We start from the raw sequence: 26,748 nt of genomic DNA on the forward strand, positions 1-26,748 counted from the left end.
AGCCCTACCCCCTGGCCCCGCGTCCTATCGCGATGCCGTCTCCCGGAGGACCGTACGCGACGGCGTCAGCGCCGGCCGGTGGGTGTCCGATGCGAGCGACCGGCGTGATGCCGGCCGGCGGCCGGAGTTCCCACGCCCTCCAGCCCGCTGCGGATAGGCGGCAGGTCCAGGAACCCCGAGACCAGGAGCGCCGCGCTCACCGCGGCGAGGCAACCGCCGACCACGTCGAGCAGGTAGTGCACGCCGAGGTACATGCGGGCGAACGCCACGACGCCGGCGAACAGCACGCCGACCGTCATCGCGAGCGGCCGCAGGCGCCCGCGTACGAGCATGCCGAGGATGAGGGCGACCGCGGCGGCGACGGTGGCGTGCCCGCTCGGGAAGCTCATCGCGTTGTCCGGCGGGATCACCCACAGCCGCCGCGGCGGGCGGTGCTCGGCGACCAGGGTCTTCACGACGAACGCGATCGCCAGTGCGCCGATCATCAGGCAGGCGGTCAGCAGCGCGTCACGACGGCGCCGCGTGAACCACAGGACCACCGGCACGACGACCGCGACGACGACGCCGACCGCGGCCTGCGCGACCAGGGTCGCGGCCTTCGCGACGAGGGTGAGGGCGGGCGTCCGCAGGGTCACGAGATGTTCGTCGATGCGGAGGTCCGCGCTGGTCAGCGCGGCGGTCTTGGCGGCCGTGCCCAGCACCGCCAGGACGGCCAGCAGCAGTACCCCTCCGATGATCTTCGCCCGACTCGCCACGTCCTGCCCTTCCAGCCCACCGCGGCCTTCACCGCGATTTCACGATCAGGACACGTTAGCGCCGCGTTCGCCACGCTGCGCGGCAGACGCGGCACATCGGGTGAGTGATCGACGCCACGGGGCGGAACCCGTGCGGGGTTCAGAAGCGATTCATAGCCTTCTCACAGCCATCGCAAGGGCACCTCTCATAACTTCGGGACCATGACTACGGCCCTGACCGGCTCCGACAGCCCGGCGAAGCCTCCCACGCGGCGGTTCTTCTCTTCGGACCCCTCGGTCATTCTCCTGGCGGCGACCGTGGTGGTCGCCGTCGCGGTGGCCCCGTTCGAGCTGTCCAAGCTCTTCGGCCTGCCCGCGCACGCGCTGTTCCTGCACGTCCCGGTGGTGCTCGTGCCCATTCTGGCGGGCGTCGTCATCGCCCTGGCCGTACGCCCCGTCTGGCGGGTCCGGTACGGCCTGGCGGCGGGCGTCTTCGGCATCGTGACGATGGCGGCGACCATCCTCACCGCCGGCGCCGGCGAGAAACTGCGGGACGAGCGGATGCAGCGGATGGGGCGGCTGCGGCCCGGCGGCGCCCCGGCCGGCGGCCCGGGCGGCCGTCCGGGCAGCGCCCCGCGCCAGGGCGGCGGCGGAGAGGGCAACCTCCTCGACCGGCACGCCGAACTGGGCTCGCAACTGCGCCTGCTCGTGCTCGCCCTCGTCGTCCTCCTGGTCGTCCTCGTCATCCTCGCGCGGTACCGCGCGCTCACCGCCGCAGAGGGCTTCCTCGCCGGTCCGGCCCTCGGCACGGTGGTGGCCGCCCTCGCCGTCGTGGCCGCGGTCGTCTCGGCGATCTGGGTCGTGCGGACCGGTCACCTCGGCGCCGAGATGACCTGGCACGAAGGCGACTGAGCGGAGTCCAGGCCGCCACGGCCCGCGCCGAGACCCTCCAGAGAAGACGTCGGGGACCGAGCCGATCCGGACACGGCTCGGTCCCCGACCTGTTCACGCGACGGGAGTGACGGTGGGTGGCGACGCCGCCACCTCTGCCTCCCCACACGTGTAGACCCGCCACCGATGGCAACATAGAGTCATTGATTGAGCACTCTTGGTAGTCGATTGGAGTCGGGTTGGCCTGGGGGCGGCGAGTGGAGGACGGTGCGCTCCGGACGGCACGCGCGACCGCCGTCATCCTGTGGGCGCTGACCGTCACCGTCGTCCTCCTCGTGCACGGCGCCGCCCCGCATGGCGCGCACTCGGCGGCCGTGCTGGCGTCCATCCAGGCCGATCGCCCGGCGTCGGACCCGTGCCCGGCCGCCCGGTCGACGGACCGGCTGCGCCCCGATCCGGGCGACGGCGGCCGTCCCGTGCCGTGGGGCCACTGCGACGCCGTCCTGCACCGGGCTCCCGCGCCGCCCTCCGGCCCCGGCGCCCAGCTCCTGCGTGGATGCACCGGGCAACCGACCTGGACGGACGCGGACCCGCGCTCGACGACGCCCCGCCGGCTCGCGCGCTCGGCGCGGCACCTCGCGCACCACGAAGCCGCCCGGCTGCAGGTCCTCCGCTGCTGATCCGAGGCCCGCCCGTACGTGCGGAGCAGGGGGTGCCGCGCGTACGGGAGCACCGGTCCGCCTCACCCGTCTTCAGCGCGAAGGACATGTCCCATGCAGTCACTGATCGACCATGCCCGCAGCTTCCATCAGCAGGTCGCGACCCACCGCGGGCGGCTCTCCCCATCCCGGCCGGACCGCACGCCGCAGGCCGTCTTCGTCTCCTGCTCCGACGCCCGGGTCGTCCCCGCGCTGCTCACCGGCTCCGCGCCCGGCGACCTGTTCGAGCTGCGCACGGCGGGCAACGTCATCCCGCCCCACCGGGTGGGGCGGCTGACCGCCGAGGCGGCGACCCTGGAGTACGCCGTGGCGATCCTCGGCATCGCGGACCTCATCGTGTGCGGCCACACCCGGTGCGGCGCGGTCCGCGCGCGTACGGGCGGCAGCGCGCTCCGCCACGCTCCGACCACGCGATTCTGGCTGCTGCACACGCATCGGTGGCGCGGGATCCGCGCCCAGGAGCAGGAGGACCCGGGCCGGTCGCACCTCGTCGCCCAGCTCGACAAGCTCCGCCGCTATCCGTGGGTGGCCCGGCGCCTGGCCAACGGCACGCTGCGGCTGCACGGCTGGTTCTACGACGTCGAGACGGGCGCGGTCTGGAGGTACCGCCCGGATACCGGCGCGTTCGTGCCGTTGTAGCGTCCCGACACCGCCCGCCCCTCGCCTGAGGACCCTTTCCGCTGCTCACGAGTATGCTCACAGAGTGACTGATCGATCACGAGGCGTCATGTGATCGATCTGCCGCCCGGGTTCACGGCCGCCGCCGCGGCCCGGGCGCGGATGGTCAGGACCCGTCGGGGGCGGGTTGGGGGGTGCCATGCTCGGGATGCACGACACGGTACGGACGGCGCGGCGGCGTTCGCTGCTGCGTCGCTGGTCCGGCCACGAGTCACCGCTGCGCCGGCTGGACTGGGTCCTGCTGAGCGCCGTCGTGATGCTGACGCTGATCGGGACGCTCCTCGTATGGTCGGCGACCCGGCCGGCCCTGCTGAACACCGGCCAGGACCCGCAGGTCTTCCTCAAGAAGCACCTGCTGACGGTGGCGATCGGCCTCGGCCTCGCCGCGCTGGTCACGGCGCTGGACTACCGGCTCGTCCGCGCGTACGCGTCGATCGTCTACGGCGCGTCCTGCGTGGGGCTGATCCTCGTGCTCACCCCACTCGGCTCGACGATCAAGGGCCACCACTCCTGGATCGAGCTGGGCGGCGGTTTCCAGCTCCAGCCCGCGGAGTTCGCCAAGGTGGGGCTGGTCGTGGTGCTCGCGGTGCTGCTCGGCGAGCCGCGGGACGCCCAGACCGCCCCGGACACCCGCGACATCGTGGCCGCGCTCGTCCTCGCCGGGGTGGTCGCGGGCCTGATCATGATGCAGCCGGACCTCGGCACCACCATGGTCCTCTCCGTCGTCGTCCTGGCGATGGTGGCCATCTCCGGCGCGCCCAAGCGCTGGCTGGTGGCCATGGTCACCGGCGGCGTGGGCGGCGGGATCGCCGCCTGGCAGTTCCACCTGCTGAAGCAGTACCAGATCAACCGGTTCATCGCCTTCGCCGATCCCGCGGCCGACCCGAGGGGCGCGGGGTACAACGCGGCCCAGGCCCGGATCGCGGTCGGCTCCGGCGGGCTGGCCGGTCAGGGGCTGTTCCGCGGGCAGCAGACCGGCGGCCACTTCGTCCCCGAGCAGCACACCGACTTCATCTTCACGGTCGCCGGCGAGGAGCTCGGCTTCCTCGGCTCCGCGTTGATCGTCGTGCTCGTCGGCGTGGTGCTGTGGCGGGGCCTGCGCATCGCCGCGCAGTGCCCGAACGGCTTCGGGATGCTCGTGGCGACCGGGGTCGTGTCGTGGCTGGCGTTCCAGACGTTCGAGAACATCGGCATGACGATCGGCATCATGCCGATCACCGGGGTCCCGCTGCCCTACATCTCGTACGGCGGCTCGGCGACGCTCGCCAACATGATCGCCCTCGGCCTCCTCGAGGCCGTCTACGTCCGCCAACACCCCTTCAGCTGACCACCGGCACGATAGGGCTAGCGTCGGAGGTGAAGATGGCGACCTCGATGCAGGCTCCGTTGGCTTCGCTGCGGCTCGACTTACGCCAGTCGGCATACCGCGCGGTCATCTGGAAGATCCGATCCCGTTCTCGAGGCCGTCGGCTACATCGGCGAGCAGGCCGATACTCGCGGCACCCGAGAGAGCGGCCTGCCGAAGATGCTCATACCGCCGTATATACCTCATTACCTCGTGGCGTCACGATATCGCCGCAGGCAGAGTGCCGGAACGGCCCCGGCGTTGCCGCCGGGGCCGTTTCCGAGTCGTCCATCCGCGCCAGGTCGCCTACTCGGCGGTGTTCCAGAAGGCGCACTGGTGCTCGGTGGCGTCGTCGACCGAGCCGATCCGGGCCGGTGCCAGTGTCTGGACGTGCCGGGTCCCCGAGGCGTACGCGGCCCAGGCGGGGGCGCCGTCGGCGGCCGGCGCACCGCTGTGGGCGAACGCGGTCCAGTAGGCGATCATCTTCCCCGCGAGCGCGCGCTGGGCGGCGTCGAGGGTCACCGGCGTGCCGTCCGGCCGGTTCACGTCGAACAGGTAGGTCAGGTCCGAGATGTGCGACGCGCCCGCCGGGAATCCCTCGGGGAACGCCGTCCAGGTCGGCGCGTTCGGGTCGGCGAACTCGTACGCGTGCACTGGGGTCCGGCGCGCGAGCGCGTCCGCGTCCCGCAGGACCGGGCAGACCGTGGTGCGGTCCGTCTCGATCGCCGCCCAGGCCAGGGCGGGCGCCCACTGTTCGCCCGCCGCCGCGTACGCGGACGGCGGGTAGTGCCGGCGCACGTCGGCCGCCTTCGCCCCGTACGCCTGGTCGGTGAGCTGGACGTACCGCTGCTCGGTCATCGGCGTCCCGCCGTATGCCGGGTTCACGAGGGAGGCGGTGACCATGCGGCCCTCGTCGCGGGTGTGCCCGATGATGGTCGGGACCCGGTTGAACCGCCCGGCGCGGATGGCCGCCTCGGGGTTCTGCGGCAGGGTCGGCGTGCCGTACGCCCCGCTGGAGAACTCCTCGGTGTGCGGCAGGAGGCGGTCGGTGGGGAGCCCGCGCAGGCAGTCGATCGCGGTCGCCGCGTCCGCGCAGCCGAGTTCCTTGGCCAGCTCGCCGCCCTGCGCGTCGACCTCCGCGAGCGGCTTCCACTTGGTCGTGGCGGTCGTCGTGGGCGCCTGCTGCCCGAGCATGAGGGTCGGGGTGTAGCTGCCGCAGCTCGCGCTCTGGATGACGACCTTGTCGTACAGTCCCTTCGCGGCCGGGGAGGTCAGCTGCCCGCACGTGCTGATCGCCCCCGCCGACTGGCCGAACAGGGTGACGTTGCTCGCGTCGCCGCCGAAGGCCGCGGCGTTCCGCCGGATCCAGCGCAGTGCCGCCTGCTGGTCCTGCAGCCCGAACGTCCCCGAGCCGGGGAGCCCGGCGTGCCCGAAGAACCCGAAGATCCCGAGCCGGTAGTTCACCGTGACCACCACGACGTCGCCCTGCGCGGCCATCCGGCGCGGCTCGAACTGGCTGCCGGAGCCGGTGGTCAGGTCGCCGCCGTGCAGGAACACCATCACGGGCTTCTTGTGCGCCGCCGACGCGTCGCGTGGTGTCGTGACGTTGACGGTGAGACAGTCCTCGCTGACCGTGCTTCCCACCGGCTTGTTGTACGGGGACTGCGCGCACACCGGTCCGGGCTTCGTCGCGTCCCGGGGACTGGACCAGGCGGCCACGGGCCGGGGCGCCGTCCACCGCAGTGAGCCGACCGGCGGCGCGGCGTAAGGGATGCCATTGAACTCGCGCACGTCGGTGCCGACGCTGCCCAGGACCGGCCCCGAGGCCGTCCGGACCAGCCGCCCGTCCGCGGTGTCCGTCTCGGCCAGGGCCGGCGCCGCCGCCAGCCCCGCCGCCAGGAGGCCGGCGGACGCCGTGGCCCCGATCCGTACGGTGTTCCGAAAGATCCGTCGCTTCGTCATGTCCGGAAGCCTCGAGGGCGGTGCTGACCGTACGCCTACCGGTCACTGACAGCCGCACACCACCTCGGTCAGCGGCAGGCTCGCCATCCGGCCCCTGCTCAGGGACGGCGGGGGCCGCCCTTACACGTGCACTCCCGCCCCTCCCTCCGTACTCGCCGTCCGTCACGGTGACGACGCCCGTTCCCAAGGGAGCCGTGGTGCGAGATCGTGGAGGGCGACGCCCGGGAGGTCGGCATGGCAGGCGACGGACGCAGGTTCTCGGTCACGGTGACGGCGCACACCAGCGCCGCCCCGGCGACGTTGTTCCGGCTGGCCGCGGACGGCGGCCGCTGGTCGGAGTGGGCCGGGACCCTCGCGCCCCGGTCGTCGTGGGAACGACAGGGCGACCCGCCGCCCGGCGGGATCGGCGCGATCCGCCGCCTCGGCCTGTGGCCGATCGTCGTCCGCGAGGAGACGGTCGCGTACGAACAGGACCGCCTGCACGGGTATGCCCTGCGCACGTCGGCCCCACTGCGGGGCTACCGGGCCGAGGTGACGTTCGAGGCCCGCGACGGCGGCGGCACGGACGTCGTGTGGCGAGGTGCCTTCACCGAGCTGATCCCCGGCACGGGCCGGGTCGTCGAGCGGGCGCTGCTGCTGTTGCTCCGCTCGCTGACCCGCCGTCTCGTACGGGCCGCCGAACGCGAATCCCGGACACCCGGGTGAAGTGGGACTCCGGGGACGTCCGGTGCCACCAGCAGCCGGTGACGAAGTCCCGCAGCCTGCGCGGGCGGGTCTCCAGGCGGTAGACCGGCCGCCCGTCCCGCAGCACGTCGAGGTCGCCTTCGGGGGTCTCGGCGATCCGGAAGACCCCCGCCGGGTCCTTCTGGTCGCCGCGCTCGTCGATCCGCAGCGGGTGGTGGATGTGGCTGCCGAACCCGACGTCGACCAGCCACGGCCCGACCCGCAGCGCCAGATGTCCGTACGGGACGCTCGGGTCGCCGTCGACGAAGACGCGGGCGTCGAGGTAGGTCACGTCGTAGCCCAGCGCCGACAGCAGGGCCCCGAACGCCCCGTTCAGCTCGAAACAGAACCCGCCCCGCCGCCGGTCGACGATCTTGGCGACCAGAGCGTCGTCGTCGAGAACGATGTCCTCGCCCAGATGGATGCTGAGGTTCTCGAACGGCACCGCGAGCAGGTGCCGCAGATGCAGGTCGCGGAGGGCTTCGTCGTCGGGGCGCGCGGGCGGTTCCGCGCCGATGCGGGAAAGGTAGGCCTGCACCCAGGTCTCGTCCATGCCTCATTCACGCATGCGGGCACCGCCCCGGGCCATCGGCCATGGGTCGTACGCCGGGGGCGTAGGGCTAAGGCCGGAAGAGCGCGCTCTGCGGGCCCATGATCATGCGGTCGTTCGGCACGAGGCTGCGCATGACGGCGCGCAGCTCCGGCTCCGTGATCGACACGCAGCCGGCGGTCGGGTTGATCCCGCCGACGTGGAAGAAGATCGCCGAGCCCAGTCCGGGCTTGGCGTTCGGCCGGTTGTAGTTGATCACAACGACCTGGCGGTACGGGCCCCGCTGCGCGATGGCCGACAGGTCCTCGTCGGTCGAGCGGCACGTGCCGGAGTAGAACTCGTTGTAGTCGCTCTTGCCCGGCGTGGCGCCCCAGCAGTCGCCGCTGTCGCGCAACGTGCGGTACTTCAGTTTGGTGCCCGGGTTGCCGAGGCCGAACGCCTCGGTGAGCGTGAACGAGCCGGTCGGCGTCTTACCGTCGCCCTCGCGCTTCTCGCCCGGCCGGGCGAAGGCGGCGGTCCCCGCGCGCCCGGTGGTCTCGCTGACCTTCTTCCAGGAATTGCCCTGCTTGGCGCACTCGGTGACCACCACGTGGTTCGAGTCGTACGAGGAGGAGATCGCGAACACCACGTGCGACGCCGACCCCGTCGGATATCGCAGCTTCCCCTGGTTCACGGCGGAGCACGGGTCGAAGGCCTGGGCCTGTGCGGCGGGCGCCAGGCCGGTGAACATCGCTCCGCCGGCGAGGGCGAGTGATGCGAGAAGGGCGGTTCGTTGCGGTCTCATGTGAAACCCCCAGCGTGTTTGCCGACCACAAACCCTACGCACCGAATTGCGGGCGATCTAGGGTGGCGTCATGACGAATCTTCCGGAGCGGCGCGAGTTGCGCATCTCCGATGCCGAGCGCGACCAGGTCGCGGCGATCCTTCGTGAGGCGGCGGGCGAGGGTCGGCTCGGCCTCGAGGAGCTCGACGAACGCCTCACGGCAGTCTACGCCGCCAAGACGTACGGCGACCTGGAGCCCATCACCCGTGACCTGCCCGAACCCGCGACCCGACCGGCCGCGGCGCCGCGCGGCGACCGGTTCGGCGGGACGCCCGGCTCCCGCGTGCTGTTGGGGATCATGAGCGGGTTCCAGCGCAAGGGCGCGTGGGTGGTCCCCGAAGAGCTCACCGCCGTGGCGTTCTGGGGCGGTGGGCAGCTCGACCTGCGGGAGGCGAAGTTCGAGGCGCCCGTGGTGACCATCCGGGCGTTCGCCGTCATGGGCGGCATGGAGATCCTGGTGCCCGAGGACGCCGAGGTGCACGTGAACGGCATCGGCATCATGGGCGGCTTCGACCACCGTGCGAGCGGCGTGGGCGCCGCTGGCGCACCGAAGATCATCATCACCGGTTTCGCGTTCTGGGGCGGGGTCGGCGTCCAGCGCAGAGCCTCCGACGCCGAGTTGCGGCGCCGGAAGCTCGAGCGCTGACCCTCCGGGGTCTCACTCCGGGTCGCGGGCGTGCCTCGGCAGCAGGAACGCCGCGAGGAAGGTCAGGCCGAGCAGGCCCACCTCGACCCACAGCGTGATCTTCATCGTCCCGACGAACCCGCTCTTCAGCGCCGTACGACCGATGTCGGCGGCCGCACGCTGCGCCGGGACGCCCGCCGCGCGCACCTCTCCCTCGGCCCGGACGCAGGACGCGGGGACGGCCTCGGCGTCCTTGGCCACCGCCCGGTCGTGGCCGCAGTCGCGCAGCCCGGCGACGAGGCGGTCCCGCGCCGGTCCGGACACCCCGGCGGCGGCGAACGCCTTGGGCGCCGTCGTGTCCGTGGCGGACGCGACCTGGCCGCCGAGGACCCCGAAGAAGATGGTGCCGAGGACCGCCACGCCGAGGGCGCTGCCGAACTGCTGGACGGCGGTGAGCGTGCCGGACGCCGAACCGGTCTCGTGCGGCTCGACTCCCGCCAGCACGGTGTCGAAGAACGGCGCCATCAGCAGGCCCATGCCGATGCCGGTGAGCGTCAGCGCGGGGACGAACTGCCAGGGGCCGACCCCCGTACCGGCCAGGTGCAGGGTGAGGACGACGGCCGCGACGCCCAGGGCCATCACCAGCGTCCCGCCGTGGATCACCTTGCGGCCGAACTTCTGCACCGCCTGGGCGACACCGAAACCGATGATCACTCCGACCGACCAGGGCACCGTCGACAGCCCGGCCCGCAGCGGGGAGTACCCGAGGCCGATCTGCAGGAAGAGGCTGAAGACGAGGGAGAACCCGGCCATGCCGGAGAAGAACACCGTCCCGACGATCAGCCCGCCCGTGAAGCCGCGCTTGTGGAACAGGCTCGGCACGACCAGCGGGTCACCGCCCGCGCGCTTGGTGCGGGCCTCGTACCAGCCGAAGAGCCCGAAGACGGCGACCCCGGCGGCGATCATCGCGAACGTCCAGGCCGGCCAGCCGAGCTCGCGGCCCTGCACCAGCGGATAGATCATCAGCAGGGAGGCGACCGCGGCCAGCACCACGCCGGCGAGGTCGAGTCTCGCCACCTGCGGTGACCGGGAGGCGGGCAGGAAGCGCAGCCCGCCGAGCACGGCCAGCAGCCCGAGCGGCAGGTTGATGAGGAAGATCATCCGCCAGCCGGTGCCGAAGAGGTCGGCGTCGATGAGCCAGCCGGCGAGGAGCGGGCCGCCGACCGAGGACAGCCCCATCACCGGGCCGAACATCCCGAACGCCTTGCTCATCTCCTGCTCGGAGAACATCTCCTTGATCATGCCGAGGCCCTGGGGGAGCATGACCGCCCCGAAGAGCCCCTGCAGGCCGCGGAAGGCGATCAGCGTCTCGGGCGACTGCGCCAGCGCGCACAGCAGCGAGCCGGCCGTGAAGCCCAGCGCGCCGATCACGAACATCCGCTTGCGGCCGGCGACGTCGCCCAGCCGCCCGCCGGTGATCAGGCCGATCGACATCGCCAGCGTGTAGGCGGCGCCCAGCCACTGCACGGTGCTCGCGCTGCCGCCGAGATCGGCGCGGATCGACGGTGCCGCGATGCTCGTGATCATGGCGTCCAACATGTCCATGACCTCGGCGGCGAGAAGGACGAACAGGGCGACCCACCGCCAGCGGTACACCACCGAGGTGCCGACGCCCACCCGGGACTCGTCGGTCGCGGTCATGGCCCCTCCTTTGACGTTATTACTCGTTTCGCGAGAAGATATATCGCGTATACCGAGAGAGGTCAAGACATATCGCGTTTGAGTACTCGCTGATCGAGAAGCGACCGGGCGAGCGGTTCAGCGCTCCAGCGTGGCCAGGTGGGCGGCGGCCGCGTCGATGTCGTCCTCGGCGAACACCGCGATCCCGCTCCGCTCCAGCAGGGCGGTCGTCACGCCCTCGCCCGGCACCGTCGTGCCGCTGAAGCCGCCGTCGTAGATCCGCGCGACGCCACAGGAGGGGCTGCGCTCCTTCAGGATCGCCATCCGCACGCCCTGGGCGCGCGCCTGCTCGAGCGCGTGCCGCGCACCCTTGAGGAAGTGCGCCGTGACGTCGGTGCCGTCGGGGGTCAGCACCCGGGCCCGCCCGTCCAGCACGTCGCCGCCCAGGCCGCCGTGGATCTCGGCGGGCGGGCGCGGCACGGGCAGCCCGCCGCGCACCTCCGGGCAGACCGGCACGAGACGCCCCTCGGCCCGCCACCGCTCGAACAGGCGGTGGTCGCTGCGCTTGCCGGTGCCGTCGTAGCGCACCGGCGTGCCCAGCAGACACGAGCTGACGAGGATGCGTTCCATCGGGTTCAGCGTAGGTCAAACCTGGAATACACAGATGTGACGACGGTCTCATACCTCGGCGACACCTGGGCGTGCCAAGCTCTGATCATGAGTTCGATGCAGGCGGATCTCCGGCGGGGACTCTCCTTCGTCCGCCGGGTCGGCAGGGCCCGTGAGAGCGTCGTCGAACCCGATCTGCCGCCCGCCCGCGTCCTCTCACTGCCCCGGCGCGGCGAGGTCACCGTACGGGTCGTCGAGGGCCCCGCGCCCGTGCTCCTCCTGCACGGCTGGGCGCTCACCGCGGACGTCAACTTCTGTCACCTCATGCCGCGCCTGTCCCAGGGCATGGTGGCGATGGACCACCATGGGCACGGGTGCGGGCCGAACCGGCCCGGGCGGTTCCGCATCGAGGCCGCAGCGGACGACCAGGCCGCGCTGCTCGACGCCCTGGGCATCGACGAGGTCGTCGTGTGCGGCTACTCCCTCGGTGGCCCGGTCGGTCTCGAACTCGCCCGCCGCCACCCCGACCGGGTCGCCGGCCTGGTGCTGCAGTCCACCGCCCTGCGCTTCGACAGCCCCGCCGACCGGGTGACCCGGCCGCTGCTGAAGGCGCTCCGGCCGCTGACCCGCTTCGACGTCGGCCGTACGGCCCCGCTGCGCTACTTCAGCGACACCCGGACCCGCAGTGAGGAGACCGTCCGGCTGTGGCCCTGGCTGCGCCGCGAGCTCGTACGCGCCCATCCGCGAGCGATCATCGACACCATGCTGGCGGAGTACGAGTTCGACTTCCGGCCGCACGCGCCGCAGCTCGCCGGGCTGCCCACCGCCGTCGTCCTGACGACGCGGGACCGCGCGGTGCCGCCCGCCGACCAGTACGAGATGGCCCGCCGCCTGGACGCCGAGGTGCTCGAGATCGACGACGACCACGATGTCTTCCTCGCCGACCCCGAGACCTACGTCGCCACGACCCTGGAGGCGATCCGCCGCGTCACCACCTGACCGTCGTGTCGGTCAGGTACTCCGAGGTGAACGCCGTACGGTCGCCGTCGCGCGTGCCCGGGACCGGGAACAGCCGCGCCGACAGCGGCTTGCGCAGGCGTACGGCCAGGGCGGTGACGTCCAGCAGCAGCCGGGCGATGGCGTCGGCGGAGCTGTCGCCGGGCAGCGGCACGGTGTCCAGGCCGGTGCCGCAGACCGAGGAGTACGCCAGCAGGTCGTGCAGGCCGATCCGGCCCTCCTCCCAGCGCCGGGCGAGCACGACGTCCTCCATCACCGGCAGCATCAACCCGTTGTAGCCGCAGGTCGGCAGGTCCGTGCTCCGGATGCCCGCGGTCAGCGCGGCGGCGACGGCGAGCGTGCCGGGCGCGCCGAACTCCCCGGTGATCTCCTCGAACGCCGCGCCGATGCTGTCCGCGCCGTTCGGGGCCGGCGACAGGTCGATCCCGCCGAACGCCACACCCAGCTCGGCGGCCACCCGCTCGGCGAGCCGCACGACCGGCGCGGCCTCCTCGGTGACGGCCGCGGCGAAGCGCTCGGTCAGGCCGTCGAGGCCACCCTTGGCCGCGCCGACCGCGATGCTCGCGCCCTGCAGACCGACCGTCAGGTTCGCCGGCCCCTGGTGGTACGCGGCGGGGAAGAACGGGCTGCCCGGCGGGACGCACGCCAGCGCCGCGAACCGGAAGTTGCCGAAGCCCTCCTCCGTCTCGTTCGCCAGCCGGAGCATCGCCTCCGCCGCCGGCCGGGCCGCCGCCGTGTTGCCGTCGAGCCGGACGGTGCAGTTCAGCGCGTCGTTCCCGATCAGCAGGTCCGGGATGGTCTCGACCCCCGACGTCGCCGGGCCGAGCGAGCAGTACGTCAGGCCCGCGTCGTCCAGCGCGGCCTGCAGGTCACGCGCGTACGCGACGGTCGGCGTCATGTCGTCGAACACGGGACGGGTGGACAGGCGGAGCGTCTGCACCTCGTATCCGGCGTCGCGGAAGACCGCCTCCGCGCGGCGCAGCGCGGCCGCGCCCTTCGCGACGACGTCCGCGGCCAGCGGGTGCGGCTCGGGCACCCCGAGGGTGAGCGTACGGATCGGGACCATTCTCAGATGATGTCAAAGAACCCGTCGGCCACCAGATCGGGCAGCATGGCAAGGGCCCGGGCCCGTACGATCCCGGCGTCGGCGCCGGTGAGCTCGGCGATCGCGTCGAGCAGCGGGCCCAGAGGCAGGTCGCCGTCGCAGGCCCCCGCCAGCGCGGCCTCGACCGTCCCGACCTGGGCCGCGCGGCGCAGCCCGCTCGTCTGCCGCAGCACGATCCGCTCGGGGTCCTCCGCGCCCGGCGGGCCGATCTGCTCCTGGACGACGCCCGGCGCGGTGCGCAGCGTGGTCGACGGGGTGAGGTGCGGCCGGGCGCGTACGACCTCCCGGACATGCCCGCCCACGGGCTGGTCGACGGCGTGCCGCAGCTCCTCGACCCGTACGTCCTCGCCGCCGGAGGCGTGCAGGGTGATCCAGCCGAAGCCGACGCCGGTGACCTTGTGCGCCTCGAAGTAGTCGAGCCAGGCGTCGTAGCGGGAGCGGTACTCGGGCGAGCCGACGTCGCAGGAGTCCCGCAGCCACAGCTCGGCGTACTCCGCGGGGTCCTGCACGTCGCGCTGGACCACCCAGCCGTCGACGCCCGTGATCCAGTCCGCGACGCGTTCGCGCCAGTCCTCGCCCTCGACGTGCAGCCAGTTCGCCAGCAGGTGGCACCAGCCGCCCGGCGCCAGGTGCGCGGGCGCCCGCCGAACCAGGCGCCGGCACAGCTCGTCGCCCGGCAGCCCCGTCTCCCGGTACTCGAACCGCAGGTCCGGCGAGATCACGAACGGCGGGTTCGACACGATCAGGTCGAACGTACGGCCCGCGACGGGCTCGAACAGCGAACCCTCCAGCAGCTCCGCGTCGATCCCGGACAGCGCGAAGCTCAGCCGGGCGAGATCCAGGGCGCGCGGGCTGACGTCGGTGGCGGTGACGCTCCGGGCCCGGTCCGCGAGGTGCACGGCCTGCACGCCGGACCCCGTACCGAGGTCCAGCACGTCGCCGACCGGTCCGCGGACGACCAACTGCGCCAGGTTGTTCGACGCGCCGCCCTGCCCGACGACGTGGTCCGGGTGAAGGGGGACACCGCCCGGCCGGGCCTTCAGGTCGGAGACGATGTGGCCACGGGCGGACGGCGGATCGCCGACGCCGGACGCGGACTCGACCGGTTCGACGTGCAGCAGCGCGCGGACCTCGTCGCCGGACCGCTCGATCAGGCCGAGCGCGGCCAGGTCGGCGACCGGCAGCGCCGACTCCGGCACCGGCACCTGCAGCCAGAACAGCCGGACCAGGGTCTCCAGCGGGGTGCCGCCCCGGGTGGCCCGCAGCGCCGGGACGATCTCGTCGCGGGCCAGCGCCGCACCGGCGACCGGTCCGAGGAGGTGCCGCACCCCGGCGACGGTGTAGTCGGCGTGCTCGAAGAGCCCGCGCACGCGCGCGGCGGCGCCCTGGTCGACGGCCATGCTCAGCCCAGGAACTTGACGAAGCCGTTAGCGAGGGCCTCGGCCATCTGCTGGCGGCCCTGCGCGCTCTTCATCTTCGCCGCGTCACCCGGGTTGCGCATGTTGCCCGCCTCGATGAACACCGCCGGCCGCGTCGAGACGTTCAGGCCGCCGAGGTCGCCGCGGACGTCGATGCCGTCCTTGCCGAGGTAGGTGGAGTACGGGATGCCGGTGCCCTCGTGGAAGGCGTCGCGCAGATCCTTACCGAGCCTGCGGGACGGCGCGAGGATCGAGTCGTTGTGGCCGCTCTTGATCTTCGCCGGCTCGATGATGTGGAACCCGTGCCCCTTGGCGGGCGCGCCGTCGCCGTGGATGGCCAGCACCGCGTCGGCGTTGGCGCGGTTGCCGATCCGGGCGCGCTCGTCGACGCACGGGCCGACACCGGTGTCGCTGTGCCGGGTCAGCACGACCTTGGCGCCCTTCGCCCGCAGGATCTTGGCGAGGCGGTTCGCGACGTCCCAGGTGAACGCGTGCTCGGAATAGTCGTCGTTCGTGGCGGTGCCGGTCGTGTTGCAGGGCTTCTTGCCGTTGTAGATGTCGACGAGCCTATTGATCTCTTCGGGGTGCGCGGCGTTGCCGCCGTTGTGCCCCGGATCCACCACGATGACCTTCCCTGCGAGGGGGCCCTGCCCGCCGCTCGGCCCGCCGGTCGGCGACGGAGATCCCGAGGAGACCGGCACGGGGTGCGAGACCGCCGACGACGCCGTCGGCGGAGCCGCCGACGACGAGCCGCCGGAGCCGCAGGCGGTCAGCCCACCCGCGAGCACGGTCATGACCAGGGCGCTCAGCGCCCTGCCGGAGCGAACCGTCGAACAACGCATCACGACCAGTCTGCCAAACCCCGACGAGTGCCGCGTCCCGCCCCCGGAAAGAGTGCCGGAGGGGCGAGTGGCCGGAGGGTCTGAGTGGCCGGAGGGTCTGAGTGGCCGGAGGGTCTGAGTGGCCGCCGTCGCTCTCTCCGCGCTGAGTCGGGCGACGGCGGCCACGCCTGAGGCCGGTCGGCGGTCGCCGACCGCACGGAACGGCCGCCCCGGCCGCCCGCGACCCACCGGCCACCGCCACCGGTCAGCGGACGGCGCTTTCCTTGCCGAGCAGGACGGCGAGGGCCCTGGCCTCGTCGGCGTCCAGGCCGAGTACCACGCGAGGCCGGCCCCACGGGTGGTCGATCGAGTGGCTGACGTATCCAGAGACGGACTCCGTCACCTCCTCGATCAGCCCGCGCGCGTGCCGCCACTGCGACCAGGCGCGCTCCAGCTCACTCGCCGCCCGCTGCGCGGATGACACAAGCTCCGGATCACGCACGATCGCCCCCTGGCATCTCTCGGCTCCGCCCGCCCGCCGCCCGGCGGTCCCGGGTCCACGCCCCGGCCGTCCCCCCCGAACAGGGCCGGTGGCGACTCCCGATGACGGACCCGCCGGGCGGCGGTCACGCACCCATTAAGGCGGGCGCGCCGACCGCCGGTACGCGGGTTCGGCGAGGCTTGACGCCGCCCTTACCGACCGGAGACCACGGCCGGACGAGAGGCGCCCGAAGGTAGATCGGCGATGCCGTACCGGAATGCGGGCCGCCGGATCTCAGCGTGGGACGGGGCCGGTGGTCGAGCGGATGACCAGGTGCGGCACGACCAGGGTCTGCTTCGGCGCCCGGAACGGGTCGTCGATGCGCGCGCACAGGCGCTCGGCCGCGACCCGGCCCATATCGCGGCGGGGCTGGTCGACGCTGGTCAGCGCGATGTGGCGGATCGCGGCCAGGTGGGTGTTGTCGTATCCGACGATCGAGATGTCGTTCGGTACGCGCAGGCCGCGCTCGTCGGCGGCGGACAGGACGCCGGTGGCGACGAGGTCGTTCGGCGCGAAGATGGCCGTCGGCGGCTCGGCGTGGTCGAGCAGCTTGCGGGCGGCGCGGTAGCCGCCCTCCTCGGTGAAGTCGCCGGGCTCCACGACGATCCGGTCCTCCAGCCCGTGCCGGCGCATCGCGTGTTCGTACCCGGCTCTGCGGTAGTGCGCCGTCGTCGAGGGGGCGCCCTCGATGTGGGCGATCCGGCGATGGCCGAGTTCGACGAGGTGGTCGATGGCGAGCCGTGCGCCGAGTTCGTCGTCGTCGACGACGATGTCCACGCCCTCGATGTCGCGCTCGCCCACGACGACGACGGGGACGTTCTTCGCCGTGTCGGTCAGCGTCTCCGGCACGACGCTGAGCAGCACTAGCCCGTCGACGCGCATTTCCAGGAACGCCTCGACGGCCTCCGCCTCGAACTGCGGGTCCCAGCGTCCGCTGCCGACGAGCATCCGCAGCCCCGCGCCGTGCAGGCTCTCCTGCAACCCGTCGAGGAACTCGGCGAAGAACGGGTTGTGCAGGTCGGCGACCAGCGCGCCGATCAGCCGGGTCCGGCCCTCGACCAGGCTGCGGGCGACCGCGTTGGGGCGGTAGCCGAGCTCCCTGGCGGCCTTCAGCACGGCCTGCCGGCGCGCCTCGCTGACGTGCGGCGACCCGCGCATGACGAGCGATACCAGCGACTTCGACACGCCGGCACGCTCCGCCACGTTACGGATGGTCGGCTTCGCCGCCGGCACCTTGGGCACGGCCGCCTCCTGGCGTGGGTCCTCGGGCATTTGGGGGTTCTCCTGTCCCGGCGACCGCCTGAATCAGGGACAGATACCGGCGGACCGCCGCAAGGGAGGAGATGCCATGATGCCCTTCTATTGCCCTCCTCGCCCCTGACCGTCAGTAATGGGCATGCACGGAAGGCATTTCGGGCCAGGTCACTACATCTGGTCTAGGCGCTGACCAGCCATTGACCGAACCACCGCCGGAAAGCCTGCTCCGATACGCTTCCACTGTGGGTGATCGCGCAACCGCTCCGGACGAACAGTCGGAGCCGCCCCGGCGTTCTGGCGGCGGCCGACCGGCCCGACGTCGGCTGAGCGTCGACGAGCGCCGCGAGGAGCTGATCGCCGCCGCCCTGGAGCTGTTCAGCGACCGGCCGCCCGAGGAGATCTCGATCGACGACGTGGCCGACGCGGCGGGGGCCTCCCGCGCGCTGGTCTACCACTACTTCGGCGGCAAGCAGGAGCTCTACCTCGCCGCGCTGCACACCGCCGCGAAGCAGCTCGGCGAGCTGCTCGACCCGCCGGCGGAGGGCCGGGGCCTGGAGCGGCTGGCCGTGTCGCTGCACCGGTACTTCGACTTCGTCGAGCACTACGCCGCGGCGTTCGTCGCGCTGCTGCGGGGCGGCCCGGCCTACCGGACCGGCGAGATCGGCGAGGTCATCGAGGGCATCCGCAACTTCGTCATGAACCGCATCACCGCCACGATCGGCGCGGACGAGCCGGGCCCGATCCTGCGCATCACGCTGCGGTCGTGGATGGCGTCCGTGGAGACCGCGGGTCTCGACTGGCTCGAACACCGCGACATCCCCCGGGACGAACTCGAACGCCTGCTCATCGACCACCATGTCGTGCTGCTCGACGTCGCCGCCCGGCACGACCCCGAAGTGGCGGCGCTCATCGAGCGGCTGTCCCGAGAGTCCCGCGCCACCTGATCCCCCCAGAGGCGCGACACGCCGGACAGCGTGGATGCCCCGCCCGGTCTCGGGCGGGGCATCCATCACTTGGAGTCCGTGCAACCCCCCGGCTCGGCCCCGAAGTCACGGGACCGGTCGAACCTCACGGAAGCTCCCCGACCTGCCGCTGGCGGCGGACCTCCGCCACCTCGCGGCTCATGCGACACGCCCGGCGACGGCCGGCCGTGCGCCCCCCAGTGAACGTCGCCGGCGGGTCCGTACCGGTCACCGACGACTGATCGGGGTGCTCCGACTACTCCGACCGCTGCTGCGGGATCCCCCCCAGCAGAGCGCGGACCTCGGCCTCGCGGTAGCGCCGATGCCCTCCCAGCGTCCGGATTGACGTCAACTTCCCGGCCTTCGCCCAACGGGTGACGGTCTTGGGGTCGACGCGGAACATCGTCGCCACCTCTGCCGGCGTCAGCAGGGGCTCGGCCTCTGGCGTACGAGCTGACATTTGTGCGGCCTCTCCTCCGTGGACCGATGACAGCGATCCAGCGTTTGAACCTCGCGCGTGCCACTGATGTCTCTTATGGTCTGGATGGACCACTTTGACATCACAAGACGTAACCATGCCACCACTGAGCGCAACAGGCAAGTCCCTGATAGCAACTCTGTGATTTTTGGTGGTCGAGTCACGCTGCGTGATTCTAGCGACACGTATAGTCGCATCGCGCGGTGATTCGGCTAATTTTGCTCAGTTGGCGGATTCAAGAGCTCGTACAACCCGCCACCGGGCGGTCACGCGCTTGTGCATCGCGACGGCGACCTCGGCCTGCCCGGTCTCCAGTCCCATGATCGCAGCAGCGATCTCTCCGACCGACTCATCGGCGCGCAACGCCGCGTCGTCGAGCAGGTGCACCAGTCCGCCGTAGTCGAGTTCCACCAGGGAGTGCGGGTGAAACTCCTCGAGCCAGCGGCCCACCGACTCGACGTCCCCGAGGTCCAGCCCGTCGCCCACCTGACGCCGCAGGACGCCTCGGGCGCGCGCGACACGGCGGCGGGCCTGGGCCATCGGCGTGACGTAGATCAGCGTGCGCGTCGGCGTGGCGGTCATCGGGCCCCCGGACCCGGGCTCCGCCTGACCGCCGAGCACCAGCCAGCGCTCCTTGGCCACGAACGGCAGGAACCAGGCGAGCGGCACCTGCCAGGTACTGGACAGGATGTGCGGGCTCAGCGACCCGGACGACCGCTTCCAGCTCTCGAACGCCTCGTCCGCCTGCGCGGCGACGCGCGGCGGCACGAACATGTCCGCCAGCCCGTCGGGCATCTCCGCGCGGAACCGGTCGAACGCCAGCCATGACCGCAGGCGCGTCTCCCAGGGGCAGACATATGTCACGCCCTCGACACGCCGGACGTACGCGTCACCGCTCTCCCGCGTCGGCGCGACGATGGGCGGAACCGCGATCATCCGCCACAGTGCGCGAGTATGCTCGACGTCCAGCGCGCCGACCCGCCGCGGCCGTTCCTGCGAATCGACGTACGCCGACCAACGGGAGCGCTCCGGATCGGGGTAGGCGGTCAGCGGTTCGTACACCCGGAGGTAGGCGGCGTAAGGCAACACGACCGCATCGTTACACGCCTGTACGGAAAACGCTCGTCGCCAGGGCCGCCGAGATGCTCCTGAGACCTGTTCGGCGTTTACCGTGCCGCTGCCCGCACACCGGTCCCAGGACGCCTACCCTGATCCTGTCGGACTCATGCCCCGGTGCCGGCCCCGATCGTGCGATCCACGATGATGCGGCCGGCACCAGGTGTTCAGCCCATGCCTCACCCCGGCCATGGGCAGCGTGTGCTCAGAGAGGAGCCACCACAGTGACGAAGGTCTTCGGCACACCCCACGAGCAGGTCGTCTTCTGCCACGACGAGACCAGCGGCCTCAAGGCGATCATCGCCATCTACTCGACCGCGCTGGGTCCCGCGCTCGGCGGCACCCGCTTCTACCCCTACGGCTCCGAGGACGAGGCCCTTGACGACGTCCTGAACCTCTCCAAGGGCATGGCGTACAAGAACGCCCTGGCCGACCTCGACCTCGGCGGCGGCAAAGCGGTCATCATCGGCGATCCCGCCGTGGACAAGTCCGAGGCGCTGCTGCGCGCGTACGGGCGCTTCGTGCAGTCGCTGAACGGCCGCTACTTCACGGCCTGTGACGTGGGCACCTTCTCCGAGGACATGGACGTCATCGCGCGTGAGTGCGACTACGTGACGGGCCGTACGGTCGCGCACGGCGGCGCCGGCGACTCGTCGATCCTGACGGCGTTCGGGGTGTTCCAGGGCATGCGGGCGGCGGCCGAGCGCGTGTGGGGCTCGCCGACGCTGCGCGGCCGTCGCGTCGGCGTCGAGGGCGTCGGCAAGGTCGGGCACCGGCTCGTCGAGCACCTGCGCGAGGACGGCGCCGACGTGGTGATCACCGACGTCGACGCGGCCGCCGTCGCGCGCGTACGGGCCCGGCACCCGGAGGTCGACGTGGTCGACGGCCACGCGGCCCTCATCGCCTCCGACATCGACGTGTACTCCCCGTGCGCGCTCGGCGCGGCCCTCGACGACGAGACGGTCGCGGTGCTGGGCGCCAAGGTCGTCTGCGGCGGGGCCAACAACCAGCTCGCCCACCCCGGCATCGAGAAGCAGCTCGACGACCGGGGCGTCCTCTACGCGCCGGACTACGTCGTGAACTCCGGCGGCGTGATCCAGGTCGCCGACGAGATCGAGGGGTTCGACTTCGATCGGGCGAAGCAGAAGGCGAGCGGGATCTTCGAGACGACCCGGCGAATCTTCGCAATCGCCGCAGACGAGGGCGTACCGCCCGCGGTTGCGGCGGATCGACTCGCCGAGCGCCGGATGTCCGAAATCGGTCGCCTGCGAGGCATCCTGCTGAACCCGTGATCAGCGCACGCTGCGGATCCTCCCTCCCGCGAAGGCCACCGGAGCGGGCACGGGAGCGGTGGGTTAAGCTCTAGACCAGCCGCTGCCGTGCAGACGACGTACCGAGCTAGGCGCAAAACGGGTACGGTTGTATCCGTAGCCGGTGCGTGGCGTGTCGTCGCGCCCGGTTGCGGATGCGTAAGCGAGCGTAAGTGGGGCCGATACGACGGGTCCCCGACCATCGAGGGGGTCGAGCCAATGGGGCGCGGCCGAGCCAAGGCCAAGCAGGTTAAGGTTGCTCGCCGGCTGAAGTACAACAGCGGCGGGACGGACCTGGATCGCCTGCGCGGCGAGCTGGGCGTCAACCAGAACTCGCAAGATGACCATGACCCCTACGACGACGACTCGTCGTACGAAGACCTCGCATCGCGCTATGCGGACTACGCCGAGGACTACGACGAGAAGGACGGCACGAGCAAGAGCTGAGTGCCGTCCCGGCGTCTGAGCCGCCCGGTCGCCCCGGCCGACCGAGGTCTGAGGGGTATGCCGGGATGTACGACCGAAAAGCGTCCCCGCTGCCAGGGCGGGGACGCTTTTCGTAACACCCGTTCCGGGTAGGCCCGCGCCCTCCCGCCATGGCACCCGGGCAGCGCAGGCGGCATCCGCGGCGCACGGCGCCAGGTCGTACGGCACGGGCAGCGGACAAGCCACCCGTACGCGACCGCCTGGGACGGACGTCTCGGCGGCTCGGCCGGCGCCCCGGGCGTGTGCAGCATGCAAGCCCCCTGAGGCGCATCCGCCCACGCGTGGGCGCCCCGGCACCCGCGGTCCGACGGCGTGCAGAAGTCTCGGGGAACGCGGCCTCAGCCACTCGATTCGCCGTATCTCGTCCGAGTCGCGACGCGGACCCTGCGGCGTTCGCCGAGCCTTTCGACCGGCAGCGCTACGGATCGTGGCCGGGGCGCTACCCGGCCAAGGTTGGGGCTCGGGGTTTGTAGGGGTTCGCCACTGGCACGTTCCACACAGATGTGCCAGATGGCCGGAAATCTCACTCTTCGTACATTTTTGACGCCATGAGCGTTTTTTCAGAAGTTTTCAAGCTGACAGCGGCCTTGACTCTCGGCCATATGCGGCCGTGATCTTTACCGTTTCTTGGGTGAGGATCGGCGTGTTCGAGACCCGTGATCCGGGTCCCAGCCACCCCGCCAGGAGTCACGTACATGCTCCAACCCCCCACCCGGCGGCGACCTCGTCGCCTCCCCCCTCCGCTCGCGGCGTGGTCCGCGGGCGGACGCGTGGGCGCCATCGTCGTGGCGCTCATGGTGGCCGTTCTGACGGTGATCACCGTTCCGGCGGCGTCCGCCTCCGGCATCCCGGCGAAGAAATCCGCACCGCACGCCAAGGCGACCGGTCCGACCGCGCCGGGGCTGCACCCGACCAGCCGGGTCTGCGCCAAGCCCGCGCGGGCCGGCGAGATGGCCTGCCTGGCGTTCGTCCGCGACGACGCCGTCGGGCCGAAGGGCGTGCAGCCGAACAGCACTCCGGCCGGATGGGCGCCCGCCGATCTGGTCGGCGCGTACGCCCTGCCCGACACCGGGGCGGGGCGGACGGTGGCGATCGTCGACGCGTTCGACAGCCCGAACGCCGAGAGCGACCTGGCCGTGTACCGGCAGCAGTACGGGCTGCCGCCGTGCACGACCGCCAACGGCTGCTTCAAGAAGATCGACCAGCGTGGCGGGACCAGCTACCCGCCGCCGGACTCCGGCTGGGCCGGGGAGATCGCGCTCGACGTCGACATGGTCAGCGCGGTCTGCCCGAGCTGCAAGATCCTGCTGGTCGAGGCGGACGACAACTACATGGACAACCTCGGCGCGGCGGTGAACCAGGCGGTCGCGCAGGGCGCCAAGTTCGTCTCCAACAGCTACGGCGGCAGTGAGGGCTCCGACGAGGGTCAGGCCGACGACGCCTACTTCGACCACCCCGGCGTCGTGGTGACGGCCAGCAGCGGCGACGACGGGTACGGGACGAGTTATCCGGCGGCGTCGCCGTACGTGACGGCCGTCGGCGGCACGTCCCTGGTCAAGGACTCCTCCTCGCGCGGTTGGACGGAGACGACGTGGGACGGCGCGGGCAGCGGCTGCTCCACCTACGAGGCGAAGCCGTCGTTCCAGCAGGACACCGGCTGCGCGAAGCGGTCGATCGCCGACGTGTCGGCGGTGGCCGACCCGAACACCGGCGTCGCCGTCTACAACGGCGGCTGGCACGTCTACGGCGGCACCAGCGCGTCCGCGCCGATCATCGCGTCGGTCTACGCGCTCGCGGGCACGCCCGCGGCGGGCTCCTCGCCGAACGCCCTGCCGTACGCGCACCCGGGCGACCTCAACGACGTGACCAGCGGGTCGAACGGCAGTTGCAGCCAGACGTACCTGTGCACGGCGGGGCCTGGGTACGACGGGCCTACCGGGCTCGGCACGCCGAAGGGCGTCGGGGCGTTCCGCTCCGGGCCGCACGGCATCGTGACCGGCACGGTGACGGACGGCACCGCTCCGCTCGCCGCCGCGAAGGTCGCGGCGGGCGACGCCACGACCACGACGGACGGGCAGGGCAACTACACCCTCAGCGTCCCGCCCGGGACGTACGACGTGACCGCGAGCAAGTTCGGCTACGCCGCCAAGACCGTGAGCGGCGTGCAGGTCGCGGACGGCCAGACGGTGACCGAGAACCTCGCGCTGACCGCGAAGACGCGCGTCAACGTGACCGGCCTCGTACGGGACGGGTCCGGCCACGGCTGGCCGATGTACGCGACCGTCCGCGTCAAGGACGAGCCGACCGCGGTGACCTACACCGATCCGAAGACGGGCCGCTACGCGCTGAGCCTGCCCGCCGACGACACGTACACGCTGCAGGTGGACCCGCTGTATCCGGGCTACACGTCCGACTCCCAGGACGTGCGCGTCGGGTCGGCCGACGCGACGCACGACGTCACGACCCTGGTGGACCAGACGACGTGCAGCGCCCCCGGGTACGGGTTCAACTACTCGGGCACGACGCAGGGCTTCGACGGCACCGCCGCCCCGGCCGGCTGGACGGTCGACGACAAGGCCGGCAAGGGCCAGACCTGGGTGTTCAACGATCCGGGCGGGCGCGGCAACAAGACCGGCGGATCCGGCGGCTTCGCCATCATCGACAGTGACAAGTACGGCTCGGGCAACAGCCAGGACAGCTCGCTGGTCACCCCGGTCCTCGACCTCAGCGGCAAGACGCACCCGATCGTGTCCTTCCGCAGCGACTACTACCACTACTCCGGCCAGGCCGGCGACGTGGACCTCAGCGTCGACGGCGGCCAGACGTGGACGACGGTCTCGCACCACGCGGCGAGCGCGCGCGGGCCGCGGACGGAGACCGTGGACCTGTCGGCGGCGGCCGGCAAGAGCGCGGTCCAGGTGCGGTTCCACTTCACCGGCAAGTTCGGCTACTGGTGGCAGGTCGACGACGTCTTCCTGGGCGAGCGCACCTGCGACCCGGTCTCCGGCGGTCTCGTCGTCGGCCAGGTCCTCGACCAGAACACCGGTGCCGGTGTGAACGGCGCCACCGTGACGTCGGCCGACCGGCCGGCGGAGAAGGCGACCTCGGCGGCGACGCCGGACGACCCGAACCTCGGTGACGGCTTCTACTGGCTGTTCTCCTCGGTGACCGGGAGCCACAGGTTCACGGCGTCGGCGAGCGGCTACTCCGCCAAGGACGCCACCGTGAACGTGGCGGCCGGCTGGGCGACGGCGGCCGACTTCACGCTGGCCGCGCCGCGGATCGCGGTGACGCCGACGGAGCTGACGAAGACGGTCGCCTGGCAGGGCCAGGGCAGCGCGACCCTGACGCTGAAGAACACCGGCTCGGCGCCGGTGACCGCCAAGCTCGGGGAGCAGTCCGGCGACTACCGCCCGGCGGCGCAGGGCGCGCCGCTGCAGAACGTGAAGGGAGACTACGCGGCGGGCCGGTTCCGTCCCGACAAGAGCGCCACGGCCCGTACGAAGGCCGCCGCCAGGGCCGCGGCCTCGCCGTACGCGCCGCCGTGGACGAGCATCGCCGACTACCCATCGACGATCATGGACAACGCGGTCGTGAACGTCGGCGGCAAGGTCTACTCGCTGGCGGGCGTCGACTCCACGTCCGTCCTCAACAAGGCGTACGTCTACGACCCGGTCGGCCAGGCGTGGTCGCCGATCGCGAACCTGGGCGCGGCGCGGGAGGCCCCGGAGGCGGCGACGGTCGGCGGGAAGGTCTACGTCCTCGGCGGCTGGGGCTCCACCGGCGACGCGGTCGCCAAGACGGAGATCTTCGACCCCGCGACCGGCGCCTGGTCGGCCGGGGCGGACAACCCCAAGCCGTACGCCGGGGCCGGCGTCGGCGTCCTGGGCGACAAGATCTACGTCGTGGGCGGCTGCCTGGACGCCTGCGGCGCGACCGACGTGCAGGTGTACGACCCGGCGGCGAACTCCTGGAGCTCGGCGGCGGCGTACCCGGAGAAGACCGCCTGGCTGGCCTGTGGCGGGCTCGGCGGCAAGCTGTACTGCGCGGGCGGTTCGTCGTCCAGCGTCAGCAGCAAGCACGCCTTCGCCTACGACCCGTCGAGCGGGACCTGGTCGGCCGTCGCCGACCTGCCGATCGACCTGTGGGCGATGGGGTACGCCGCGGCCGGCGGTCAGCTCCTGCTGTCCGGCGGCGTGACCAACGGCACCAGCACGCTCACCAACCAGGGCTTCGCCTACCACCCCGACTCCGACTCGTGGACGGCCCTGCCCAACTCCAACAACACCCTCTACCGGGGCGGCGCCGCCTGCGGCCTGTACCGGGTCGGCGGCTCCACCGGCGGGTTCAACGCCGTGAAGAGCGGCGAGACCCTGCCCGGGTACGACCAGTGCGTCGCGGCGGCCGACGTCCCGTGGCTGTCGGAGAACCCGACCGAGGTGACGATCCAGCCGGGCAAGAGCGCCAAGGTCACGGTGACGTTCGACGCGAACGTCGCCGCGATCACCCAGCCGGGGACGTTCACCGCCCAGCTCACGGTCGAGGCCAAGACGCCGTACGGCGGGACCTCGGTGCCCGTGACGCTGACGGTGAAGCCGCCGTCGACCTGGGGGAAGATCACCGGGACGGTGACGGGCGCCGGGTGCACCGGGACTCCGACGCCGCTGGCCGGCGCGACCGTGCAGATCGACAGCTGGACGGCGGGCTACACGCTCAAGACCGACAAGAACGGCCAGTACGTGCTCTGGCTCGACGTCCGCAACAACCCGCTCACCCTGATCGCGGCCAAGGACGGCTGGGCGCCGCAGACGCGGTCCGTAAAGATCGTGAAGCTGGCGTCCACGACGGCCGACTTCGCGCTCAAACCGGATCACGCCTGCGGCTGAGCGGAGCCGCCT

The 26,748-nt window shown here is 71.9% G+C and carries 25 protein-coding genes; 11 read left to right on the top strand and 14 right to left on the bottom strand.

What is annotated here, in order from left to right:
• Positions 1 to 65: 65 nt before the first annotated feature.
• A complete protein-coding gene (locus AB0L00_RS18995; protein ID WP_364435528.1) occupies positions 66 to 755 on the bottom strand; it encodes a phosphatase PAP2 family protein in 690 nt (229 codons plus the stop codon).
• 201 nt (positions 756 to 956) lie between these two features.
• Here AB0L00_RS18995 and AB0L00_RS19000 point away from each other — a divergent pair, with 201 nt between their 5' ends.
• From AB0L00_RS19000 to rodA, 4 genes are all read left to right on the top strand, one after another.
• Entirely contained in the window at positions 957 to 1,646 is a 690-nt protein-coding gene (locus AB0L00_RS19000) for a DUF2231 domain-containing protein (RefSeq protein WP_364435530.1), read from the top strand.
• Positions 1,647 to 1,882: 236 nt separating this feature from the next.
• Positions 1,883 to 2,305, top strand: coding sequence for a hypothetical protein (locus tag AB0L00_RS19005; protein ID WP_364435533.1), 423 nt, complete (start codon positions 1,883 to 1,885; stop codon positions 2,303 to 2,305).
• A 93-nt stretch (positions 2,306 to 2,398) separates the two neighbouring features.
• A complete protein-coding gene (locus AB0L00_RS19010; protein ID WP_364435536.1) occupies positions 2,399 to 2,983 on the top strand; it encodes a carbonic anhydrase in 585 nt (194 codons plus the stop codon).
• 187 nt (positions 2,984 to 3,170) lie between these two features.
• The gene (gene rodA, locus AB0L00_RS19015) at positions 3,171 to 4,349 is read left to right on the top strand and encodes a rod shape-determining protein RodA (RefSeq protein ID WP_364435539.1); all 1,179 of its coding nucleotides are present in this window, start codon (positions 3,171 to 3,173) and stop codon (positions 4,347 to 4,349) included.
• On the opposite strand, the gene AB0L00_RS19020 is transcribed toward rodA, so the two are convergent.
• Together AB0L00_RS19020 and AB0L00_RS19025 are read right to left on the bottom strand one after the other, a co-directional pair.
• Positions 4,342 to 4,458: a DUF397 domain-containing protein gene (locus AB0L00_RS19020; protein WP_364435541.1), complete on the bottom strand. Its 117-nt coding sequence runs from the start codon at positions 4,456 to 4,458 to the stop codon at positions 4,342 to 4,344. The two genes, rodA and AB0L00_RS19020, sit on opposite strands and share 8 nt — an antisense overlap.
• A gap of 215 nt (positions 4,459 to 4,673) precedes the next feature.
• On the bottom strand, positions 4,674 to 6,329 hold the full coding sequence (locus AB0L00_RS19025) for a carboxylesterase family protein (RefSeq protein ID WP_364435544.1): 1,656 nt from the start codon (positions 6,327 to 6,329) through the stop codon (positions 4,674 to 4,676).
• A 234-nt stretch (positions 6,330 to 6,563) separates the two neighbouring features.
• On the opposite strand from AB0L00_RS19025, the gene AB0L00_RS19030 reads away from it, so the two are divergent.
• A complete protein-coding gene (locus AB0L00_RS19030) occupies positions 6,564 to 7,034 on the top strand; it encodes an SRPBCC family protein (RefSeq protein ID WP_364435546.1) in 471 nt (156 codons plus the stop codon).
• Here the strand turns inward: AB0L00_RS19030 and AB0L00_RS19035 are convergent.
• The gene (locus AB0L00_RS19035) at positions 6,916 to 7,605 is read right to left on the bottom strand and encodes an arylamine N-acetyltransferase (RefSeq protein ID WP_364435549.1); all 690 of its coding nucleotides are present in this window, start codon (positions 7,603 to 7,605) and stop codon (positions 6,916 to 6,918) included. The genes AB0L00_RS19030 and AB0L00_RS19035 overlap by 119 nt on opposite strands.
• A gap of 67 nt (positions 7,606 to 7,672) precedes the next feature.
• On the bottom strand, positions 7,673 to 8,386 hold the full coding sequence (locus AB0L00_RS19040) for a L,D-transpeptidase family protein (protein ID WP_364435551.1): 714 nt from the start codon (positions 8,384 to 8,386) through the stop codon (positions 7,673 to 7,675).
• Between the two features lie 70 nt (positions 8,387 to 8,456).
• Between AB0L00_RS19040 and AB0L00_RS19045 the strand changes: the two genes are divergently transcribed.
• Positions 8,457 to 9,071, top strand: coding sequence for a DUF1707 domain-containing protein (locus tag AB0L00_RS19045; RefSeq protein WP_364435554.1), 615 nt, complete (start codon positions 8,457 to 8,459; stop codon positions 9,069 to 9,071).
• Between the two features lie 12 nt (positions 9,072 to 9,083).
• Here AB0L00_RS19045 and AB0L00_RS19050 read toward each other — a convergent pair whose 3' ends face one another.
• Both AB0L00_RS19050 and AB0L00_RS19055 read right to left on the bottom strand, forming a co-directional pair.
• Positions 9,084 to 10,751 (bottom strand): MFS transporter, encoded by a 1,668-nt coding sequence (locus tag AB0L00_RS19050; RefSeq protein WP_364435556.1) that lies wholly within the window; start codon positions 10,749 to 10,751, stop codon positions 9,084 to 9,086.
• A 117-nt stretch (positions 10,752 to 10,868) separates the two neighbouring features.
• Positions 10,869 to 11,360 carry a DUF523 domain-containing protein gene (locus AB0L00_RS19055; RefSeq protein ID WP_364435559.1) on the bottom strand — a complete coding sequence of 164 codons (492 nt, stop codon included), beginning with the start codon at positions 11,358 to 11,360 and terminating at the stop codon, positions 10,869 to 10,871.
• Positions 11,361 to 11,447: 87 nt separating this feature from the next.
• Here AB0L00_RS19055 and AB0L00_RS19060 point away from each other — a divergent pair, with 87 nt between their 5' ends.
• Entirely contained in the window at positions 11,448 to 12,338 is an 891-nt protein-coding gene (locus tag AB0L00_RS19060) for an alpha/beta fold hydrolase (protein WP_364435562.1), read from the top strand.
• Here AB0L00_RS19060 and AB0L00_RS19065 read toward each other — a convergent pair.
• The 5 genes from AB0L00_RS19065 to AB0L00_RS19085 form a co-directional block, all read right to left on the bottom strand.
• Positions 12,328 to 13,422 (bottom strand): DUF711 family protein, encoded by a 1,095-nt coding sequence (locus AB0L00_RS19065; RefSeq protein WP_364435565.1) that lies wholly within the window; start codon positions 13,420 to 13,422, stop codon positions 12,328 to 12,330. The genes AB0L00_RS19060 and AB0L00_RS19065 overlap by 11 nt on opposite strands.
• A gap of 2 nt (positions 13,423 to 13,424) precedes the next feature.
• Positions 13,425 to 14,861: a methyltransferase gene (locus AB0L00_RS19070; RefSeq protein WP_364435567.1), complete on the bottom strand. Its 1,437-nt coding sequence runs from the start codon at positions 14,859 to 14,861 to the stop codon at positions 13,425 to 13,427.
• 2 nt (positions 14,862 to 14,863) lie between these two features.
• On the bottom strand, positions 14,864 to 15,721 hold the full coding sequence (locus AB0L00_RS19075; protein ID WP_364435569.1) for an N-acetylmuramoyl-L-alanine amidase: 858 nt from the start codon (positions 15,719 to 15,721) through the stop codon (positions 14,864 to 14,866).
• A 244-nt stretch (positions 15,722 to 15,965) separates the two neighbouring features.
• Positions 15,966 to 16,202: a hypothetical protein gene (locus AB0L00_RS19080; protein WP_364435572.1), complete on the bottom strand. Its 237-nt coding sequence runs from the start codon at positions 16,200 to 16,202 to the stop codon at positions 15,966 to 15,968.
• A gap of 273 nt (positions 16,203 to 16,475) precedes the next feature.
• The gene (locus tag AB0L00_RS19085; protein WP_364435575.1) at positions 16,476 to 17,513 is read right to left on the bottom strand and encodes a LacI family DNA-binding transcriptional regulator; all 1,038 of its coding nucleotides are present in this window, start codon (positions 17,511 to 17,513) and stop codon (positions 16,476 to 16,478) included.
• A gap of 227 nt (positions 17,514 to 17,740) precedes the next feature.
• Between AB0L00_RS19085 and AB0L00_RS19090 the strand changes: the two genes are divergently transcribed.
• On the top strand, positions 17,741 to 18,442 hold the full coding sequence (locus AB0L00_RS19090; RefSeq protein ID WP_345367128.1) for a TetR/AcrR family transcriptional regulator: 702 nt from the start codon (positions 17,741 to 17,743) through the stop codon (positions 18,440 to 18,442).
• Positions 18,443 to 18,716: 274 nt separating this feature from the next.
• On the opposite strand, the gene bldC is transcribed toward AB0L00_RS19090, so the two are convergent.
• Both bldC and AB0L00_RS19100 read right to left on the bottom strand, forming a co-directional pair.
• On the bottom strand, positions 18,717 to 18,920 hold the full coding sequence (bldC, locus tag AB0L00_RS19095) for a developmental transcriptional regulator BldC (protein ID WP_141956617.1): 204 nt from the start codon (positions 18,918 to 18,920) through the stop codon (positions 18,717 to 18,719).
• A gap of 240 nt (positions 18,921 to 19,160) precedes the next feature.
• Positions 19,161 to 20,027, bottom strand: a complete 867-nt coding sequence (locus AB0L00_RS19100; protein ID WP_364435578.1) for a hypothetical protein — start codon at positions 20,025 to 20,027, stop codon at positions 19,161 to 19,163.
• Between the two features lie 251 nt (positions 20,028 to 20,278).
• Here AB0L00_RS19100 and AB0L00_RS19105 point away from each other — a divergent pair, with 251 nt between their 5' ends.
• The 3 genes from AB0L00_RS19105 (at position 20,279) to AB0L00_RS19115 (ending at position 26,736) form a co-directional block, all read left to right on the top strand.
• Positions 20,279 to 21,346 carry a Glu/Leu/Phe/Val dehydrogenase dimerization domain-containing protein gene (locus AB0L00_RS19105; protein WP_364435581.1) on the top strand — a complete coding sequence of 356 codons (1,068 nt, stop codon included), beginning with the start codon at positions 20,279 to 20,281 and terminating at the stop codon, positions 21,344 to 21,346.
• A gap of 237 nt (positions 21,347 to 21,583) precedes the next feature.
• Positions 21,584 to 21,811: a DUF3073 domain-containing protein gene (locus AB0L00_RS19110; RefSeq protein WP_345367125.1), complete on the top strand. Its 228-nt coding sequence runs from the start codon at positions 21,584 to 21,586 to the stop codon at positions 21,809 to 21,811.
• A 734-nt stretch (positions 21,812 to 22,545) separates the two neighbouring features.
• Positions 22,546 to 26,736, top strand: a complete 4,191-nt coding sequence (locus tag AB0L00_RS19115) for a carboxypeptidase regulatory-like domain-containing protein (RefSeq protein WP_364435584.1) — start codon at positions 22,546 to 22,548, stop codon at positions 26,734 to 26,736.
• Positions 26,737 to 26,748 lie beyond the last annotated feature (12 nt).

It is taken from the genome of Actinoallomurus sp. NPDC052308 (assembly GCF_040679195.1).
GTDB lineage: Bacteria > Actinomycetota > Actinomycetes > Streptosporangiales > Streptosporangiaceae > Actinoallomurus > Actinoallomurus liliacearum.

Excerpts from the sequence above, each read along its gene's own strand:
- AB0L00_RS19000 (WP_364435530.1), top strand. The coding sequence starts at position 957 with ATGACTACGGCCCTGACCGGCTCCGACAGCCCGGCGAAGCCTCCCACG.
- AB0L00_RS19010 (WP_364435536.1), top strand. The coding sequence starts at position 2,399 with ATGCAGTCACTGATCGACCATGCCCGCAGCTTCCATCAGCAGGTCGCG.
- rodA (WP_364435539.1), top strand. The coding sequence starts at position 3,171 with ATGCACGACACGGTACGGACGGCGCGGCGGCGTTCGCTGCTGCGTCGC.
- AB0L00_RS19020 (WP_364435541.1), bottom strand. The coding sequence starts at position 4,458 with ATGACCGCGCGGTATGCCGACTGGCGTAAGTCGAGCCGCAGCGAAGCC.
- AB0L00_RS19025 (WP_364435544.1), bottom strand. The coding sequence starts at position 6,329 with ATGACGAAGCGACGGATCTTTCGGAACACCGTACGGATCGGGGCCACG.
- AB0L00_RS19030 (WP_364435546.1), top strand. The coding sequence starts at position 6,564 with ATGGCAGGCGACGGACGCAGGTTCTCGGTCACGGTGACGGCGCACACC.
- AB0L00_RS19035 (WP_364435549.1), bottom strand. The coding sequence starts at position 7,605 with ATGGACGAGACCTGGGTGCAGGCCTACCTTTCCCGCATCGGCGCGGAA.
- AB0L00_RS19040 (WP_364435551.1), bottom strand. The coding sequence starts at position 8,386 with ATGAGACCGCAACGAACCGCCCTTCTCGCATCACTCGCCCTCGCCGGC.
- AB0L00_RS19045 (WP_364435554.1), top strand. The coding sequence starts at position 8,457 with ATGACGAATCTTCCGGAGCGGCGCGAGTTGCGCATCTCCGATGCCGAG.
- AB0L00_RS19050 (WP_364435556.1), bottom strand. The coding sequence starts at position 10,751 with ATGACCGCGACCGACGAGTCCCGGGTGGGCGTCGGCACCTCGGTGGTG.
- AB0L00_RS19055 (WP_364435559.1), bottom strand. The coding sequence starts at position 11,360 with ATGGAACGCATCCTCGTCAGCTCGTGTCTGCTGGGCACGCCGGTGCGC.
- AB0L00_RS19060 (WP_364435562.1), top strand. The coding sequence starts at position 11,448 with ATGAGTTCGATGCAGGCGGATCTCCGGCGGGGACTCTCCTTCGTCCGC.
- AB0L00_RS19065 (WP_364435565.1), bottom strand. The coding sequence starts at position 13,422 with ATGGTCCCGATCCGTACGCTCACCCTCGGGGTGCCCGAGCCGCACCCG.
- AB0L00_RS19070 (WP_364435567.1), bottom strand. The coding sequence starts at position 14,861 with ATGGCCGTCGACCAGGGCGCCGCCGCGCGCGTGCGCGGGCTCTTCGAG.
- AB0L00_RS19075 (WP_364435569.1), bottom strand. The coding sequence starts at position 15,721 with ATGCGTTGTTCGACGGTTCGCTCCGGCAGGGCGCTGAGCGCCCTGGTC.
- AB0L00_RS19085 (WP_364435575.1), bottom strand. The coding sequence starts at position 17,513 with ATGCCCGAGGACCCACGCCAGGAGGCGGCCGTGCCCAAGGTGCCGGCG.
- bldC (WP_141956617.1), bottom strand. The coding sequence starts at position 18,920 with ATGTCAGCTCGTACGCCAGAGGCCGAGCCCCTGCTGACGCCGGCAGAG.
- AB0L00_RS19110 (WP_345367125.1), top strand. The coding sequence starts at position 21,584 with ATGGGGCGCGGCCGAGCCAAGGCCAAGCAGGTTAAGGTTGCTCGCCGG.
- AB0L00_RS19115 (WP_364435584.1), top strand. The coding sequence starts at position 22,546 with ATGCTCCAACCCCCCACCCGGCGGCGACCTCGTCGCCTCCCCCCTCCG.